Source organism: Halocynthiibacter sp. SDUM655004 (genome assembly GCF_026015885.1).
Lineage (GTDB): Bacteria > Pseudomonadota > Alphaproteobacteria > Rhodobacterales > Rhodobacteraceae > Falsihalocynthiibacter > Falsihalocynthiibacter halioticoli.
This window is the reverse complement of record NZ_JAPDUG010000001.1, coordinates 878,244-895,722: the sequence shown is the minus strand read 5'-3', so window position 1 is coordinate 895,722 and position 17,479 is coordinate 878,244. Positions and strand designations below refer to the sequence as shown.

Below are 17,479 nucleotides of genomic sequence, written 5' to 3'. Positions count from 1 at the left end.
ACTTGGCGCGTTTTACGGACCTTTGGCCTGTTCTTATTTCCTATTCCCCCCCCAAAAAACCAAACCAACTCGTTACCAACCGCGTCGGCCCTTAACTGGCTGACACGACTCGTTATAGCTGACAAAGCGTTAATGTTCTGTGAATGTTCGGCACGTTTCCAACACATATCCCGCATATGCGTTTCATACGGAAATCATATGCAAATCTTACGCCGGTTTGAGCGCCCCGCCTTCGAGCCTTACGATGCGGTCCATTCGGGCGGCGAGTTCTGGGTTGTGAGTCGCGATGACCGCAGAAAGCCCCTCCTCGCGTGCGAGCGCCATGAGGGCTTCGAACACGATATCGGACGTTTCGGGATCGAGGTTTCCGGTCGGTTCATCCGCCAAGAGGAGTTTGGGCGCGTTGGCCAAAGCACGGCAGAACGCGACCCGTTGTTGCTCGCCGCCAGACATTTCCGCGGGGCGATGTTTGGCGCGCTCGGCAAGGCCAACATTGGCGAGGAGCTTTGCCGCGCGGGCCTCTGCTTCACGCGTTGAAACGGCGTTAACAAGTTGAGGAAGCACAATATTTTCCGCTGCTGAGAATTCGGGCAGCAGATGGTGAAACTGGTACACAAACCCAACCTCGGCGCGGCGAATGCCGGTGCGTTGGCGGTCTGAAAGGCCTGAAACATCGCGCCCTGCAATCTCGATTTTGCCACTGTCCGCGCTATCGAGGAGGCCCGCGATATGCAGCAATGTGGACTTGCCCGCGCCCGATGGGGCCACAAGCGCCACGACCTCGCCGCGCGCTACGTTGAGCGTGGCGCCCGATAGTACCGTAACTTCGTTCGGACGGCCGCGATTATAGGATTTGGCGACGTTTTCAAGGCTCAGAACATCACTCATAGCGCAGCGCCTCCACAGGGTTCATACGCGCCGCTCGCCGCGCCGGAAAGATCGTTACGACGAAGGACAGGAACAGAGAAAGTGCAACAGAAACAAGTACATCCGACAATTCCAGCTTGGCCGGAAGCTTGTAAATTCCGCGCACGGACGCATCCCAAACATCACCGCCAGACGCGCCATTTACGATGGCCAAGATCTGGTCGAAATAGATTGCAAAGAGGCAGCCCGCGATCACGCCGAAGATCGTCCCGATCACCCCAACGAGCGCGCCACAAATGAAGAATACCCGCATCACCGCGCCTTCGGTCAGGCCCATCGTGCGCAGGATTCCAATGTCTCGGCCCTTGTTTTTCACCAACATAACAAGCCCTGAAATGATGTTCAGGCTGGCCACCAGAACCAGCACCGACATCAGCACGAACATCACGTTATCCTCGATCTCCAACGCCCGCAGGAAACCGCCTGACGCGTCCTGCCATGTCCAGATCATTGTGCGGTCGCCCCCTGCTTCCAGCAGAGGAATAGTCAGGTCCCGAACGCTCTCTGGCTCGGCCACCATGACTTCCAACTCGTCAGCTACGCCTTCGCGATTGAAATAGCTTTGCGCCTCTGTGAAGGGCATGTAAATGCGTGTGTTATCAATGTCATAGCGCCCTGCCGTGAAGATATAAGTGACTTCATAGGCATTCACACGGGGGCTGGTGCCGAAGGCAGTTTTGGCCCCGTTCGGCGAGATCAGTTTGATCGTATCGCCAAGGCCAACGCCAAGCGTCCGCGCCACTTCTCGACCCACAGCAATGCCGCGATCGAAATCGGCCAGATCGCCATCGGCTGTCTCTGGATTGGCGATGCGGGGGATGGCGGCAAGGTCGTCACGCGCAATGCCGAACACCTGCGCAAAGGCGTTTTGCTGGCCGTGGTTTGTCATGACTTGCCCTTTGACCAAAGGGGCCACTCGGATAACGCCGGGCACCTGCCGGATGGCTTCGGCGCGTTCGGTGTAATCCTCGATCACGCGGCTGGGTTGGCCACCTTCATTGAGTGCCGCGGAGTTATAGATCGTGACATGGGCATTGGCGCCAAGGATCGTATCGACAAATTCCGCACGGAAGCCCGCGCGCACGGCAAGCGTAATAATCAATGCCGCAACGGCGAGCATGATGCCAATGAGGCTGATCCACGTCATGACCGACACGCCACCATCGGCACGACGGGCGCGCAAATATCGCCACGCAATCAACCACTCGAAACGCGAAAACGGGGCGGTTTGGTTTACCACTTCTGGCTCCTGCATCTGTTTGCGCAACTCTGCGCAGGTGGCGGTGAGGTGGTCAAGAGGCGCCGTTATAGCGCCTCGTAGATTGCCTTAACTTTCGCCACGGCCTCTTCGGGCGCAACCTCAACGCTTTCGCCAGTTTTGCGGCTGGTCAACTCGACAACACCGTTCTTAAGGCCGCGCGGTCCGACCGTGATCCGCCACGGCAGACCAATGAGGTCCATCGTCGCGAATTTACCGCCAGCGCGTTCTTTGCGGTCGTCGTAAAGTGGCTCAAGCCCTGCAGACACAAAGGCTTTGTAAAGTGCATCACATGCGGCATCGGCTTCGTCATCACCCTGCTTGAGGTTGACGATTCCGACGTGGAAAGGCGTGACACCTTCGGGCCAGATAATGCCTTTGTCGTCATGGCTCGCTTCGATGATCGCACCAAGAAGGCGGCTTACACCGATGCCATGGCTGCCCATGTGAACCGGAACTTGTTCCTGATCAGCGTTCACAACTGTCGCGCCCATGCTTTCGGAATATTTGGTGCCGAAGTAGAAAATCTGACCAACTTCGATGCCACGAGCCGAGCGGCGGCGTTCTTCGGGGATTTCGTTGAACAGCGCTTCGTCGTGAGTTTCGTCGGTGCGAGCATAACGGCTAGTGAATTCTTTCAGCACAGCTTCACATTCCTCGACGCTGTCGTAATCAACCTCACGGTCGCCAAATGTCAGGTCTGTCACTTCGGCGTCATAGAACACTTCGCTCTCGCCGGTTTCGGCCAGCACAAGGAATTCATGGGTGTAATCGCCACCAATCGGGCCACCATCCGCGCGCATCGGGATCGCCTTAAGGCCCATGCGCTCATAGGTGCGCAGGTAGCTGACCAAATGGCGGTTATAGGCGTGCAGCGCGTCCTCTTTGGTGAGGTCGAAGTTATAACCGTCTTTCATAAAGAATTCGCGGCCCCGCATCACGCCAAAACGCGGGCGGATCTCGTCGCGGAATTTCCACTGGATTTGGTAAAGGGTCAGCGGCAAGTCTTTGTAGCTGTTGACGTGCGCGCGGAAAATATCCGTCACTGCTTCCTCGTTGGTGGGACCGTAAAGCATATCGCGGTCATGGCGGTCACGAACACGCAGCATTTCTTCGCCGTAGTCGTCATAGCGACCACTTTCACGCCACAGATCGGCAGGCTGAATGGTGCTCATCAAAATCGGCACGTGACCCGCGCGTTCCTGCTCTTCGTTCACGATCCGCTCGATGTTGCGCAGAACTTTGAGGCCAAGCGGCAGCCAGCTGTAAATCCCCGCAGCGGTTTGTTTGATCATCCCCGCGCGCAGCATGTAGCGATGGCTCACAATCTGGGCATCGGCTGGGGTCTCTTTGAGAACCGGCATGAAGTAACGGGAAAGACGCATGACAGGGGCCCTTTGTGGCAATTGACGTGTTTCCCTTGCTCTATGGCAAAAGCGTTAGGCATTCAAGGCGCGGCTGTTCGGGTTGAAATCAACGTGGCTTTACGCCACACAAGGGTAATCAACGCCCGTTCCAACGGTGACAACAAAGGAAATCAGCCATGGCCTTACCCGTTCAGACGCAAGCGAAATACTGGCTGATCGCAACCGCCGTATTCATGGTCACGCTTTGGTATCTGGGCGATGTGCTACTCCCGTTTGTGCTTGGCGGCGCTGTGGCCTATTTCCTTGATCCTGTGGCTGACCGTCTGGAGCGTATGGGCTGCTCGCGCGCCTTGGCCACGGCGCTCATCACGATCACGGCGATCATCGCTTTCATCGTGATATCGCTTCTGATTATCCCGACGCTGGTGCGGCAAGGCAGCGATATGGCAAGCCAGATGCCGGAATATTTCGGTAAGCTGCGCGACTTTATTACCAACCGCTTTCCTGATCTGCTTGTTGCGGACAGCACGATTCACAAATCCCTACTTGCGGTTGGCGACACGCTAAAATCCAAAGGGGGCGAGCTGCTCGAAGGGGCGTTCACCTCGGCGATGTCGCTGGTGAATGTCTTTGTTTTGCTGGTGCTCGTTCCTGTGGTTGCCTTTTACCTGCTGCTTGATTGGGACAATATGGTCGCCAAGATCGACGCCCTCTTGCCGCGAGACCACGCGCCCGTCATTCGCAAACTTGCCTCTGACATCGACAGCACACTCGCCAGTTTTGTGCGCGGGCAAGGCACTGTTTGTCTGATCCTCGGCACCTACTACGCGGTCGCGCTTATGATTGTCGGGCTTAATTTTGGACTAGTCGCTGGCTTCGTGGCCGGAATTCTGACGTTTATCCCCTATGTCGGCGCGCTTGTCGGCGGAGCGCTGGCCATCGGGCTTGCGCTGTTCCAGTTCTGGGGCGAGTGGGGGTCGCTTATCGCTGTCGTTGTGATCTTTGTGGTCGGGCAAGTGGTCGAAGGGAATGTTCTGACGCCCAAACTCGTTGGCTCTTCCGTTGGCCTGCATCCGGTATGGCTCATCTTTGCGCTGTCTGCTTTTGGGTCTATCTTTGGATTTATCGGAATGCTTGTTGCGGTTCCGGTTGCTGCGGCGCTTGGCGTTGTGGCCCGCTTTGCAATCGACAAATACATCAATGGCCGCCTTTATCAGGGGCTGGACCCCGAAGAAACGCCTGAAAATCTGGATCAAGACGAACTTTAATGCCCCAACAGCTTGCATTTGAATTGCCGGTGCGCGCTGCACTTGGCCGCGACGATTTTCTTGTTGCCCCGTCCAATTCCGTGGCCGTGGCCACCCTCGCCGATTGGGCCGCATGGCCTCTTGGAAAGATGGTGCTTGTCGGTGACGAAGGCGCAGGGAAAACCCACCTTTGCCACGTCTGGGCCGAAGACTGTGGCGCAACCGTACTCGCGCCCGATGCGCTGCCAACCGCTGATATCGATGCGCTGGCCACCGGCCCTGTGGCCATAGATGGCGCTGATATGTTGCCGCCAGAAGCTCAAGAGCCGCTCTTTCACCTTCACAACCAGCTTGCGGCCAATGGGCAACCTCTCCTTCTTACTGGTCAAACCGCTCCGAGCCGCTGGCCCCTAACCCTGCCTGACTTGCGCAGCCGCCTTGAAGCTACCGCCGTTACCCGCATCGAAGCGCCTGACGACGCGCTTTTGGCGGGTGTCTTGGTCAAGCATTTCAACGACCGCCAAATCTCGATTGCACCCGAAGTCGTGAACTATGTCATCAAGCGCGCGCCCCGCTCGCTCGGCGTTATGGGGCAAGTTTCACGCGCTCTGGATCAGACCGCATTGGCCGAAGGTCGCGCCGTAACCCGCGTGTTGGCCGCCAAGGTGTTGGACGCTCTGGACAATTCCCCCTCCTAAGGCGCATAGTTTCACCTTAGTTTTACAATCGTAGATTATGCCGCCCTTATGTTTGAAACAGACTTCCTTACCGCCCCCTTTGCCACTCCTGAGGAACTTGATCCACAGGAGTTTGCTGGCCCCAAACGCTTCTTCAACCGCGAGATTTCGTGGCTGGCCTTTAATTGGCGCGTGCTGGAAGAGGCCACAAACCCGCGTGTGCCGCTTTTGGAGCGCCTGCGGTTCTTGTCTATTTCTGCGACCAACCTCGATGAGTTTTATACCGTCCGTGTAGCGGGCCTGCGTGAACTTGCACAAGCGGGTAACACAACCCCCGCCGCCGATGGCCTGACACCCGCCGAACAATTGGTCTTGATCCACCGCGACGCCCGCGCGCTTCTTGAGCGGCAACAGGAAACATGGGATCAACTCGCCAAAGAAATGGATGCCGAAGGAATAACACTCCTGACAGGCGATGCGCTTTCGAGCGAAGACAAAAAGTTCCTCAAAAGCTTTTTCCTCACTCAGGTGTTCCCCGTCCTCTCGCCACTTGCGATTGATCCGGCGCACCCCTTCCCGTTCATCCCGAACACAGGCTTCTCGCTGGCGCTGCAACTTGAGGGCAAATCAAGTAAGAAACAGCTGTGCGCACTCTTGCCGATCCCACACCAGATCGACCGTTTCGTGCCCCTGCCAAGCAACGAAGGCACCCATCGGTTCCTCCCACTCGAAGAACTCTTGCTTCTACATCTCGACAGCCTCTTCCCCGGGTACAAAGCCAAAGGAAGCTGTGCCTTCCGCGTTTTGCGCGACAGCGATCTCGAGGTCGAGGACGAAGCCGAAGACCTCGTGCGCGAATTCGAGGTGGCGCTCAAACGCCGCCGCCGTGGCGAAGTGGTGCGGCTCAAGATTTCCGCCGACGCCCCCAAATCCCTCCGCAGCCTGATTATGGACGAGCTTCACGTCACCGACGAAGAAGTTGTTGAAATAAAAGGTTTGCTCGGTGTTTCCGACCTTAAGGAACTCGTGATTGACGATCGCCGAGACCTGCTCTGGCCCAGCTTCACATCGCGTGTGCCCGAACGGGTTCAGGACCACGACGGCGATATGTTCGCCGCGATCCGCCAGAAAGACATGCTGCTGCACCATCCTTACGAAACCTTCGACATGGTGGTGCGGTTCCTTGATCAGGCCGCGCGCGACCCTGATGTGGTGGCGATCAAGCAAACGCTCTACCGTACAAGCCGCGAGTCCCCGATTGTATCGGCGCTCTGCGAAGCAGCGGAAATGGGCAAATCCGTCACCGCGCTGGTCGAGCTCAAAGCCCGCTTTGATGAGGCCGCCAACATTCGCCAGTCGCGACACCTTGAACGCGCGGGCGCTCATGTTGTGTACGGGTTTATCAATTATAAAACCCATGCCAAAATCTCGACCGTCGTGCGCCGCGAGGGTGATCAACTCGTGACCTACACCCACTATGGCACCGGTAACTATCACCCGATCACCGCACGAATTTACACCGACCTGTCGTTCTTTACCTGCGACCGTGCGCTTGGAAGTGATGCAACCAAAGTGTTCAATTACCTCTCGGGGTATGCGCAGCCAGAAGGGCTTGAAAACCTCTCTATCTCTCCGCTCACTCTCAAATCGACACTGATTGAGAATATCGCCCGCGAGGCCGAATTTGCCAACGCAGGCAAGCCCGCCGAAATCTGGGCGAAAATGAATGCGTTGGTTGAACCCGATGTCATCGACGCGCTTTATGCCGCCAGTCAGGCTGGGGTGAAGATCAACCTCGTGGTGCGCGGCATTTGCGGATTGCGGCCAGGCATCAAGGGTCTATCGGAAAACATCCGCGTAAAGTCCATCGTTGGGCGGTTCCTCGAGCATTCGCGCATCGTTTGCTTTGGCAATGGGCACGCCCTGCCCAATAAAAAAGCCTCGGTCTATATTTCATCCGCCGACTGGATGGGCCGAAACCTGAACCGCCGCGTGGAAACATTGGTCAAAATCACCAACCCAACGGTGAAAGCCCAGATCACCAGCCAGATCATGGCCGCCAATATGGCTGACTGCGCCCAAAGCTGGATTCTCTCGCCAGACGGGACATACAAGCGCCCCGAAGCGCGCGAGGACGACTTTGTGTTCAATTGCCACAGGTTCTTCATGGAAAACCCCTCGCTTTCTGGCCGCGGCAAGGCCGGCGCAGCAGATGTTCCTGAATTGGCGCATTCCAAAGATTGACAGACGCGTGCTTTGCACGGCAAAGTTCGTTCTGAATTGAAGGAGACAGGCATGAGCGACGCCGATCTGGCCGAAAGTATCTGGGGCCCATTCGGACGACCGCTTTTCAACGATCCCGCATCACGCGCTCTTGGGCGTGTCGGGGTTGTGGATGTGGGTTCAAACTCTGTCCGTCTCGTTATTTTTGACGGTGCCGCCCGTAGTCCGGCTTATTTTTATAATGAGAAGATCATGTGTGCCCTTGGGGCTGGCCTTGGAGAAACGGGCCGCCTGAACCCCGAAGGGCGCAAGCGTGCTCTCGCGGCGATCAAGCGCTTTCAGCTCTTGGCCGCGGGGATGAACATCGCGCCGCTTACAGCCGTCGCCACGGCCGCGGTGCGAGAGGCGGAGGACGGACCCGAGTTTCGGGAGGAGATAGCTCGGGAGACTGGCCTCCGCCTATTTGTTATCGACGGCGAAGAAGAAGCACGGCTTTCCGCACAGGGCGTTCTGCTCGGCTGGCCGGGTGCAAAGGGGCTGGTCTGCGATATCGGCGGCTCTTCGATGGAGTTGGCAGAGCTATCAGGCGGCAAGGTCGGCCACTGCGTGACCTCTGGCCTCGGCCCGCTCAAACTCAAGGCGATCAAAACCAAGAAAGCCCGCACCGCGCATATCAAAGAGGTGATCGAGGGGCTTCACAAAGAAATGCCCAGCACCGACAAGCGCCTGTTCCTCGTCGGCGGCTCTTGGCGGGCGATTGCGCGGCTTGATATGGAGCGGCGGGGCTATCCGCTCACAGTATTGCACGAATACAGGATGACGCCGAAATCTGTTCTCAACACGGCAAAGTGGATCGCCGAGAACGACCTTGAAGAGTTGCGCGCCCGCACCGGAACCTCCGAGGCTCGGATGTCGCTTGTGCCGTTGGCATGTCTTGTTCTGAAGCAGCTACTGCGGACGTTCAAACCCAAAGAAATCGCGATTTCGAGCTACGGAATCCGCGAGGGTATGCTCTATGAGCAAATGCCAGAGCGCCTCCGCCACCGCGACCCGTTGATCGAAGCCTGCCGTTTTGCCGAAGCCAAGGATGCGCGGCTCCCCGGGTTTGGCAAAGGGCTTTACGAGTTTGTCCTGCCGCTCTTTAGCTCTGCTAAGGAAGAAGACTTACGTCTCGTGAAGGCAGCCTGTTTGCTCCACGACGTAAGCTGGCGCGCGCACCCTGATTTCCGCGCGGAAGTTTGTTTTGATAACGCTACGCGCGCAAACCTCGGCGGATTGAAACATCGCGAGCGCGTTTTCCTCGGCGTCGCCCTGCTTCACCGCTACAAGAATTCACGATCTGGTTCGCGTTTTGAGCCTCTGTTCGACATGCTGACGGAAAAACAAATCTTACAGGCCGAAATCCTCGGAAAGGCAATGCGATTTGGCGCCATGTTCTCTGTGAAGTCGCCGGATACGATGGCCAGCCTCAAGTTTTATTCCAAGAAACGCGTCCTTGAACTTCGGCTCGCCAAACCGGCGCGCGACCTATTCGGAGAGGTAGCAGAGGCCCGTTTCAAATCCCTCGCGGCATCGCTAAACGCAGAGACCGTGGTGAAAATCAAAGGCGGAAAGAAGAACTTGATGAGCAGCTAAAGCTCAATCTCGCCCTCTTTCAAATCGCGCTTCTTACGGATCAGGATATCGCCATTGGGCAGGATTTCGGGCGCTTCGTAATTTTCGGCATTTCCCATCAGGTCAATCAGCGCTTGAACCTTCGGCGCGATCTCTTCGCCCAAATCCATCATCTCGTTGAGGTTAGGCTTGATCTCTTCCATTAACCCCTCAAACAACAGCCGCATGCCGCGTTCAACAAGGTCAGCGCCCTCTTCCATCTGCTCGTCCTGCGCCATAGCAACAGGCGCAGCAAGCGCCACGCAAACAGAAGAAACAAGGGCAAGAGCAAAGCGTTTCATAGCCAACACCTAACAAAATCGGCACGATTCTAGAAGTTAAATGTCGATATCCAACGTGACGGGAAAGTGGTCAGACGCCGTAAGAAGCGCTTCGCGCAGGAGCGGAGTCTTGTAGATTTGCGGATCTTCGAACGGGTGCCAAATCCGCCAGTTCCGTGCCAACGGTCGCAGCTTTTCCGACACCATAATGTAATCCAACAGGGCCCCGAGAAAGCGCTTCTCGCGCGAGATATAGAACCGCGATGTTGTTGGAAGCCCGCCAAATCGCCGCGTTTGCCCCATGCGTGCATGCGGATCATAAAGGCAATCTTCGCCCTCCTCTCCCAGCACAATCTCAACCCCGGAACGGCCAAACAAACGTTCGTATTCGTCAAGCCCTGGACCGTCGTTGAAATCGCCCAGAACGACCACATCCTCGCCCTTTGCCAGATGACCCTCTACCCGCTGCCGCACCCAAATACATTGGGCCAATTGCTTCCGTCGGTTTTCGATGGAAATGCGGGTTTCTTCGTCCTTGTTCTTGGCTCCATACGGCGCCTTGGATTTCGCATGGACCCCGATTAGCCGCAGCTTACGCCCCTCGCTGGTCTCAAGCGCGATCTCAAGTGGCGGCTTTGAAAAGCGGACCGCATCGCCAGCACCATCCACATCAAGGTCAATGTGATAAAGCCCGTCAAAACTGGGTACGTCTGCGGCGCTGCCTTGCGGATCATGAACCGCAGAGAGTATTGTCGGATCATAGAGCAAGGCAATTTGCTGCTGCGTTTCATTGCGAAAGCCCACAACCGCGCGGTTTGCTCTGAGATTATTATCGGCGGCGAAAGCCTCGAGCGCTGTGACGGTAGAGCGGGTCTTCGCAGTATCCGGCGCCTCGATAATCAGCACCGCATCTGCATCAAGCGCCTGAAATACGGCGCCGATTGCGGCAAGCTGCTCTCCGCGTGATGTCTGATACCGCTTGGACGGGGCGTCGTCGAATAAGGGTTTGTTTTGCTTATCAAAAAGGAAGTTGAACCACTCGACGTTATAGGTCGCGAGGCGCATCAGGCCGCGTCCTTCTGGATTTCTTCCCACGCGCGATTAACGGCAACAAGCCGTTTCTCAGCCAACTTAATCGCTTCCTTCGGTACGCCACGCGCAATCATTCGGTCTGGGTGGCTCTCGCGAACAGCTTTGCGCCACGCTGCACGCACGTCCTCAATCGGCGCGTCATGGGGCACACCAAGAATTTCATATGGATCAGGCGCAGCATCCGGCACGAACCGCGCTCTCACGCTGTTAAATTGGCGCTCACTTATGCCAAGAATTTCCGCGACCTTGGCCAAAAACTCGTTCTCGTTCGGGTGATACTCGCCATCGGCAACCGCAATATAAAACAGCCCTTCCAGCAGATCATTCTTAATCGGATTATCCGGCCCCAGCATCTTGGCAATCTTGCGGGCGTAATCGTCAAATCCGGCTATATCAGTGCGGGCCATATTAAAAACCCGCGCGGCGTTAGCCTCTTCCTCTGGGGGAATGTGGAACACCTCGCGAAAGGCCGAAACCTCATCGCGCGTAACCATCCCGTCAGCCTTGGCCATCTTGGCCCCAAGCGCAATTACGGCAATCGTAAAGGCAACCGAACGTTCCGGCGGCGCGCTGAGGCGGTCAAACACCTGTGACAGGCTCTCACCACTTCGCAGCGCCGCAATGGCATCTGAAATTCTGGACCAAAGAGACATAAATAAACTTTATCTTAAAATCAGTAAAAATAAACGGCTTAGAGCATTTTCTGCATCAATACGAGGTTGAACCAGCGCCCAAACTTATGGCCGACTTCCGGAACCCGTGCAACGTCTCGATACCCAAGACGCGCGTGAAATGCGATGGCGGCACTGTTTTCGCCTGAAATTCCGGCAATCATTGAATGCATACCACGGCTCTTGGCGATGCCCTCCAGTTCGGCCAAAAGCGCGCGCCCCAGCCCTTTGCCCTTGGCGGCCTCGCTCAAGAAAATGCTGTGCTCCACGGAATACCGATAGCCAACACCGCCTCGAAATTGGCCATACGTGGCAAATCCAACGATCTCTACATCGGTCTCGGCCAAAAGAAACGGCATATCATCTGCCTGCTTCTGCGCGAGTGTTTCCTGAACTTCCTTCAACGTTTTTTCACGCGAATTGAATGTTGTGATCGTCTCGCGGATCGCGTGGTTCCAAATCTCAAGAACGGCGGGCAAATCCGCACTTTCGGCCGCGCGGATCATGCGAGCACCTTTGTGCCGCTTGGTGTCTGCACCTCAACGCGCAACTTGGGGCGTCCACTCGTTTCGATCTGGACCTCGGGCGTAATGTGATAGGCCGCAAGCGAGGCCGCGAGGTTTGGCGCTTCTGGATGGCCAAGTGTGAGCGCCTCAAGCCGACACCCCTGATCCTCAAGCCGCGCGCAAGGATGCGCATCGCCATGCCATGAAATCAGCGCTGGAAACGCGCCACCGAAGGGCAGAACTCCATTGGCGGGAACGCCCATATGCCAGTGAAAATTTCCCCGCACAAACTCCATTGGCTCCCCGCTTCCGTCCGGTCCAAGCTCAAGCGCTGCGGGGAGGTTCGTTGTGCGGCAAATCCAGTTGGTCAGGCGCGGCGCACCGCGAAAATGGTCAAGATCAAACCAGCGCGGAAACATTGGCGGCTTGGCCTCTGGGTCAATTGCAATCACTTCAAGATAAACAGACGGTCCAAGCGAGAGCAGCCGATTGTGCGTGCCCATTTTCGCATGATGCCCCACATCGGACAGTGTCACGCCGAGCGTGTCCTGCACATATTCAACGCCCTCGGCCAGTGTTTCGGCGGCAATGGCGAAATGGTCAATTTCAAGCGATGTCATGCGGGGCCTCTTTGCAATTTTCCTGCGAAGGCTACCCAAGAGCCGCGCAAAAGGCACCCCCTCATTGCACGGCTTTTTTGTTTATTTCGAACGGATCAAACGCAGGATGTCTTGTGCCGCCTCGGGTATATTTGTACCAGGACCGAATATCGCCTTCACGCCGGATTTGTAAAGAAAATCATAATCTTGCTGTGGAATAACCCCGCCGCAAATCACAATGATGTCTTCGGCGCCTTGCGCCTTCAGCGCCTCAACCAGCTTGGGCGCAAGCGTTTTGTGCCCTGCGGCCTGACTGCTGATGCCGACGATGTGCACGTCATTATCAACCGCATCCTGCGCGGCTTCTTCCGGCGTTTGGAACAGCGGGCCAACATCCACATCAAAGCCGATATCGGCAAAGGCCGTTGCGATCACCTTGGCGCCACGGTCATGGCCGTCTTGTCCCATTTTAACCACAAGCATCCGTGGACGACGCCCTGTTTCCTCGGCAAAGTCCTCAACCGATTTCTGGATCGCGCCAAAGCCCTCGTCGCCCTCATAGGCCGCGCCATAGACGCCCGCCAAGGTCTTTACTTCAGCGCGGTGCCGTCCGAATGCCTTTTCCATCGCCATCGAAATCTCTCCTACGGTTGCACGGGCGCGGGCTGCCTCAACGGCCAGCGCGAGCAAGTTGCCTTCGCCGCTTTCCGCTCCCTTCTCAAGCGCGGCAAGCGCGGCCTCTGTGGCCGCTGCATCACGGCTCGCGCGAATTTCGGCAAGGCGCGCGACCTGTGCTTCGCGAACAGCCACGTTGTCTACGTCCAGAATGTCGATCTCGTCTTCTTTCTCGAGACGGAACTTGTTCACGCCGACAATCACTTCGTCGCCACGGTCCACAGCCGCCTGACGTCGCGCCGCGGCTTCCTCGATCCGCAGCTTTGGCATGCCCGTTGCCACGGCTTTGGTCATTCCGCCCATCTCGTCGATTTCTTCGATGAGCTTCCACGCCTCATCCGCCAAATCGGCCGTGAGTTTTTCAACGTAATATGACCCAGCCAAAGGATCGACCACATTGGTCACGCCGGTTTCATTTTGCAAAATCAACTGCGTATTCCGCGCAATGCGGGAGGAGAAATCGGTCGGCAACGCGATGGCTTCGTCAAAGGAATTGGTGTGCAGCGATTGTGTCCCGCCAAGCACCGCGCTCATCGCCTCATAGGCTGTACGCACCACATTGTTATACGGATCCTGCTCCTGCAGCGACACGCCCGAAGTCTGGCAGTGGGTCCGAAGCATGAGCGAGCCGGGTTTCTTGGGCGAAAACTCCGACATGATCTTGTGCCAGAGGAACCGCGCCGCCCGAAGCTTGGCCGCTTCCATGAAGAAGTTCATACCGATCGCAAAGAAGAACGACAGCCGCGGCGCAAAAGCATCCACATCCAGCCCCTTCGCTAGTGCGGCCTTCACGTATTCCTTACCGTCCGCCAGCGTGAAGGCCAGCTCCTGAACAAGGTTCGCGCCCGCCTCTTGCATGTGATAGCCCGAAATCGAGATCGAATTGAATTTCGGCATTTCCTTGGAGGTATACTCGATGATGTCACTGACAATCCGCATCGAGGGTTCGGGCGGATAGATATAGGTGTTCCGCACCATAAATTCCTTGAGGATGTCGTTCTGGATTGTGCCGGAAAGCAAGCTCCGATCGACGCCCTGCTCCTCTCCCGCCACGATAAAATTGGCAAGTATCGGGATAACCGCGCCGTTCATTGTCATGGACACGCTGATCTTTTCCAGCGGAATACCGTCGAACAGGATTTTCATATCCTCGACCGAGTCAATCGCCACGCCCGCTTTGCCGACATCACCCTCGACCCGTTCGTGATCAGAGTCATAGCCACGGTGCGTAGCCAGATCGAACGCCACGGACACCCCCTGCTGCCCCGCATCAAGCGCTTTGCGATAAAACGCGTTGCTTTCCTCAGCGGTCGAAAATCCCGCATATTGGCGGATGGTCCAAGGGCGGCCCGCATACATCGTGGCACGCGGCCCACGGGTAAAGGGCGCAACGCCGGGCATGCTGCCCATGTGGTCCAGCGACTGTGTGTCGTCCTCTGTATAAACCGGCTTGACCGCGATCCCCTCGGGCGTCTGCCACGTTAGGTCGTCAAGCGCACGACCGCGAAGCTCCTTTGTGGCAAGCTCGGACCATTTCTCTGTCTTGTCTGTCATGTCGCGTCCTTCTCAGTCTGCGGTCTGGATCGATATGCAGCCCAATGCCATCGGGGCAATTTGGGGCCGGAAAATCGTTGGGATTGGCGGATTGGCGTACAAATGTTTGATAACAGATAAAATCCGCGTGCTTCCCCTCTGTGCAAGGCGCAGTGCCCACCCTATATTCAAAAGGAACAGAGGATTATCTATGCGTTTTTTCACATTGGTTTTTATAGGGTTACTCGGCGTCAGCACCGCGCTCAAAGCACAGGAACTCGGCTCTGAATTTGCCCCTGTTGCGGGCGCGGATACCACACTCGCGGAGCACAAATGGGTCGCACGTCCCCTTGTTGTTATGGCCGACAGCCCGAATGATCCCAACTTCAAGCGGCAGGTCGAGATGATCGAAGCAGACTGGCAAGAGTTTGCCGCCCGTGATGTTGTGTTGATCCTTGATACGGACCCAGCAGCGGAGTCAGATGTGCGCCAAACCATCAGACCGCGTGGCTTTATGATGGTGCTGATTGCCAAAGATGGCTCTATCGCCCAGCGCAAACCCTCGCCGTGGACCGCCCGCGAAATTTTGCGCGCCATCGACAAAATGCCACTGCGCAAGGACGAAGTCCGCGAGAGGCGCGATATTTCACCGCTTGCCCCACAATAGGTATGTGACGCACGGGGCATCACCCTATTCAAACTCCATAATCACGTCATCCACCGCAAGGCTATCGCCCGCATCAGCGTTGATCTTGGCAACTACGCCGTTCTTTTCGGCGCGCAGGATGTTCTCCATTTTCATTGCCTCAACAGTGCAAAGCGCTTGCCCTTCGTGGATAGTGTCGCCTTCGGCCACATTGACCGAAACGATCAGACCTGGCATCGGGCAAAGCAGAAGCTTGGAGGTATCCGGCGCGATTTTCTCGGGCATGAGGTCAGCCAACTCGGCCTGACGCGGCGTGCGTACCCGTACCTCAAGGTCTGCACCACGGCTCCGAACGCGGAACCCTGATGTGATTTTGTCGACCTTCATCACCAAATCCCCGTCACCCACGCGCAACCGCGCAAGGCTATCGCCGGGTGTCCAATCGCTTTCCACGCGCAAGGTGTGCCCGTCTTCAAAGGTTACATCCGCCCCCTCGGGGTCCGCCTTGATCGTCGTCGCATAGCGCTCCCCTTGAAGCGTCACGACCCAATCTGTGCCGACCTTACGTTCGTGGTTGTCCATCCGCCCCGACACACGCGTGCGTCGAATTTCGGCAACACGGTACATCGCACAGGTCGCCGCTGCGATCCGCCGAAGATCAGCATCAGACAGTGCAACTCCCTGAAATCCATCAGGATATTCTTCTTCGATAAAGGCCGTTGTGATATCGCCCGAAACAAACTTTGGATGATCCATCACCGCCGACAGGAACGGCAGGTTATGCCCGATCCCCTCAACTTCGAAGCCATCAAGCGCATCTCGCATCGCTTCAATCGCCGCCCCACGATCGGGCGCCCATGTGCAAAGCTTGGCGATCATAGGGTCGTAATACATGCTGATCTCGCCACCCTCGAAGACGCCGGTATCATTGCGCACCACATGCGTGTCGGCGACAACCTCTTCGGGCGGGCGGTACCGTGTTAGCCGACCAATCGACGGAAGGAAGTTGCGGTAAGGGTCTTCGGCATAAAGGCGGCTTTCAATGGCCCATCCGTTACGCTTCACGTCGCTCTGCTTGATTGACAGTTTCTCGCCATAGGCAACGCGGATCATTTGTTCCACAAGGTCAACGCCTGTGATCAACTCGGTAACTGGGTGCTCCACCTGAAGGCGGGTGTTCATCTCAAGGAAATAGAAGTTCCGCTCCCCATCTACGATAAACTCAACAGTCCCCGCGCTCGTGTAATCAACGGCCGCCGCAAGCGCCACGGATTGCTCCCCCATTGCCTTGCGTGTTGCTTCATCAAGGAAGGGGCTTGGCGCTTCTTCGATCACCTTCTGGTTCCGGCGCTGGATCGAGCATTCCCGCTCGTTCAGGTAAATCGCGTTGCCGTGGCCGTCGGCCAGCACTTGAATTTCGATGTGACGCGGCTGTGTGACGAATTTCTCAATGAAGATACGGTCATCACCGAAACTGTTTGCCGCCTCGTTCTTGGAACTTTGGAACCCTTCGCGCGCTTCATCATCGTTCCACGCAATCCGCATGCCCTTGCCACCGCCACCCGCGGAAGCCTTGATCATCACTGGGTAACCAACCTCGTTGGAAATCTTGACCGCCTCGTCGGCATCCTCGATCAGCCCCATATACCCCGGAACGGTCGAAACCCCGGCCTCTTGGGCAAGTTTCTTACTGGTGATCTTGTCGCCCATGCTTTCAATCGCGCCAGCAGGCGGCCCGATAAAAGCTACGCCAGCTTCGGCCAGTGCCTCGGCAAAAAGCTTGTTCTCGCTCAGGAAGCCATAGCCCGGATGAACCGCCTCTGCGCCGGTTTCCTTGATGGCGCGCATGATGTTGTCGATCACGATATACGACTGGTTCGCTGGCGCAGGCCCGATATGAACAGCTTCATCCGCCATTTTAACGTGCAGCGCATTGCGATCCGCATCCGAATAAACCGCGACGGTTTTGATCCCCATTTTCTGGGCGGATTTAATCACACGACAGGCGATTTCGCCTCGGTTCGCGATCAGGATCTTTTTAAACATAGCACGTCCTTCAAGTCTGGGCGTCAGGCCATCCGCGTGGGGCCAAACGCAAAAACACCACCCGCGCCGCGCGCGGAT

15 protein-coding genes are annotated in these 17,479 nt (G+C 56.8%); 5 read left to right on the top strand and 10 right to left on the bottom strand.

Annotated features, from left to right (window positions below; genetic code table 11):
- Positions 1–207: 207 nt before the first annotated feature.
- The 3 genes from N9C89_RS04435 to proS are packed head-to-tail and all read right to left on the bottom strand — an operon-like array spanning position 208 to position 3,570.
- Positions 208–888, bottom strand: a complete 681-nt coding sequence (locus N9C89_RS04435; RefSeq protein ID WP_263952630.1) for an ABC transporter ATP-binding protein — start codon at positions 886–888, stop codon at positions 208–210.
- Complete coding sequence (locus N9C89_RS04430; protein WP_263952629.1) at positions 881–2,182, bottom strand: lipoprotein-releasing ABC transporter permease subunit; 1,302 nt, start codon at positions 2,180–2,182, stop codon at positions 881–883. Before N9C89_RS04430 ends, N9C89_RS04435 begins: the two co-directional genes overlap by 8 nt.
- Positions 2,183–2,232: 50 nt before the next feature.
- Positions 2,233–3,570, bottom strand: a complete 1,338-nt coding sequence (gene proS / locus N9C89_RS04425; protein WP_263952628.1) for a proline--tRNA ligase — start codon at positions 3,568–3,570, stop codon at positions 2,233–2,235.
- Positions 3,571–3,728: 158 nt separating this feature from the next.
- Here proS and N9C89_RS04420 point away from each other — a divergent pair, with 158 nt between their 5' ends.
- The 4 genes from N9C89_RS04420 to N9C89_RS04405 are packed head-to-tail and all read left to right on the top strand — an operon-like array spanning position 3,729 to position 9,334.
- Complete coding sequence (locus N9C89_RS04420; RefSeq protein ID WP_263952627.1) at positions 3,729–4,820, top strand: AI-2E family transporter; 1,092 nt, start codon at positions 3,729–3,731, stop codon at positions 4,818–4,820.
- The gene (locus N9C89_RS04415) at positions 4,820–5,497 is read left to right on the top strand and encodes a DnaA ATPase domain-containing protein (RefSeq protein ID WP_263952626.1); all 678 of its coding nucleotides are present in this window, start codon (positions 4,820–4,822) and stop codon (positions 5,495–5,497) included. Before N9C89_RS04420 ends, N9C89_RS04415 begins: the two co-directional genes overlap by 1 nt.
- A gap of 48 nt (positions 5,498–5,545) precedes the next feature.
- Positions 5,546–7,720, top strand: coding sequence for an RNA degradosome polyphosphate kinase (locus N9C89_RS04410; protein WP_263952625.1), 2,175 nt, complete (start codon positions 5,546–5,548; stop codon positions 7,718–7,720).
- A gap of 51 nt (positions 7,721–7,771) precedes the next feature.
- Entirely contained in the window at positions 7,772–9,334 is a 1,563-nt protein-coding gene (locus N9C89_RS04405; protein WP_263952624.1) for a Ppx/GppA family phosphatase, read from the top strand.
- On the opposite strand, the gene N9C89_RS04400 is transcribed toward N9C89_RS04405, so the two are convergent.
- The 6 genes from N9C89_RS04400 to scpA all read right to left on the bottom strand — a co-directional run bounded on the left by N9C89_RS04400 (position 9,331) and on the right by scpA (position 14,730).
- Complete coding sequence (locus tag N9C89_RS04400; RefSeq protein WP_263952623.1) at positions 9,331–9,654, bottom strand: hypothetical protein; 324 nt, start codon at positions 9,652–9,654, stop codon at positions 9,331–9,333. The genes N9C89_RS04405 and N9C89_RS04400 overlap by 4 nt on opposite strands.
- 36 nt (positions 9,655–9,690) lie before the next feature.
- Positions 9,691–10,698 carry an endonuclease/exonuclease/phosphatase family protein gene (locus N9C89_RS04395; protein ID WP_263952622.1) on the bottom strand — a complete coding sequence of 336 codons (1,008 nt, stop codon included), beginning with the start codon at positions 10,696–10,698 and terminating at the stop codon, positions 9,691–9,693.
- Entirely contained in the window at positions 10,698–11,378 is a 681-nt protein-coding gene (locus N9C89_RS04390; protein ID WP_263952621.1) for a molecular chaperone DjiA, read from the bottom strand. The genes N9C89_RS04395 and N9C89_RS04390 overlap by 1 nt, the downstream gene beginning before the upstream one ends.
- Before the next feature lie 38 nt (positions 11,379–11,416).
- Positions 11,417–11,902, bottom strand: a complete 486-nt coding sequence (locus tag N9C89_RS04385) for a GNAT family N-acetyltransferase (RefSeq protein WP_263952620.1) — start codon at positions 11,900–11,902, stop codon at positions 11,417–11,419.
- Complete coding sequence (locus N9C89_RS04380) at positions 11,899–12,522, bottom strand: VOC family protein (protein WP_263952619.1); 624 nt, start codon at positions 12,520–12,522, stop codon at positions 11,899–11,901. The genes N9C89_RS04385 and N9C89_RS04380 overlap by 4 nt, the downstream gene beginning before the upstream one ends.
- An 81-nt stretch (positions 12,523–12,603) precedes the next feature.
- A complete protein-coding gene (gene scpA / locus N9C89_RS04375; protein ID WP_263952618.1) occupies positions 12,604–14,730 on the bottom strand; it encodes a methylmalonyl-CoA mutase in 2,127 nt (708 codons plus the stop codon).
- Positions 14,731–14,920: 190 nt separating this feature from the next.
- Between scpA and N9C89_RS04370 the strand changes: the two genes are divergently transcribed.
- Positions 14,921–15,376, top strand: a complete 456-nt coding sequence (locus N9C89_RS04370) for a DUF4174 domain-containing protein (RefSeq protein WP_263952617.1) — start codon at positions 14,921–14,923, stop codon at positions 15,374–15,376.
- Positions 15,377–15,400: 24 nt separating this feature from the next.
- On the opposite strand, the gene N9C89_RS04365 is transcribed toward N9C89_RS04370, so the two are convergent.
- Positions 15,401–17,401, bottom strand: coding sequence for an acetyl/propionyl/methylcrotonyl-CoA carboxylase subunit alpha (locus tag N9C89_RS04365; protein WP_263952616.1), 2,001 nt, complete (start codon positions 17,399–17,401; stop codon positions 15,401–15,403).
- Positions 17,402–17,479 lie beyond the last annotated feature (78 nt).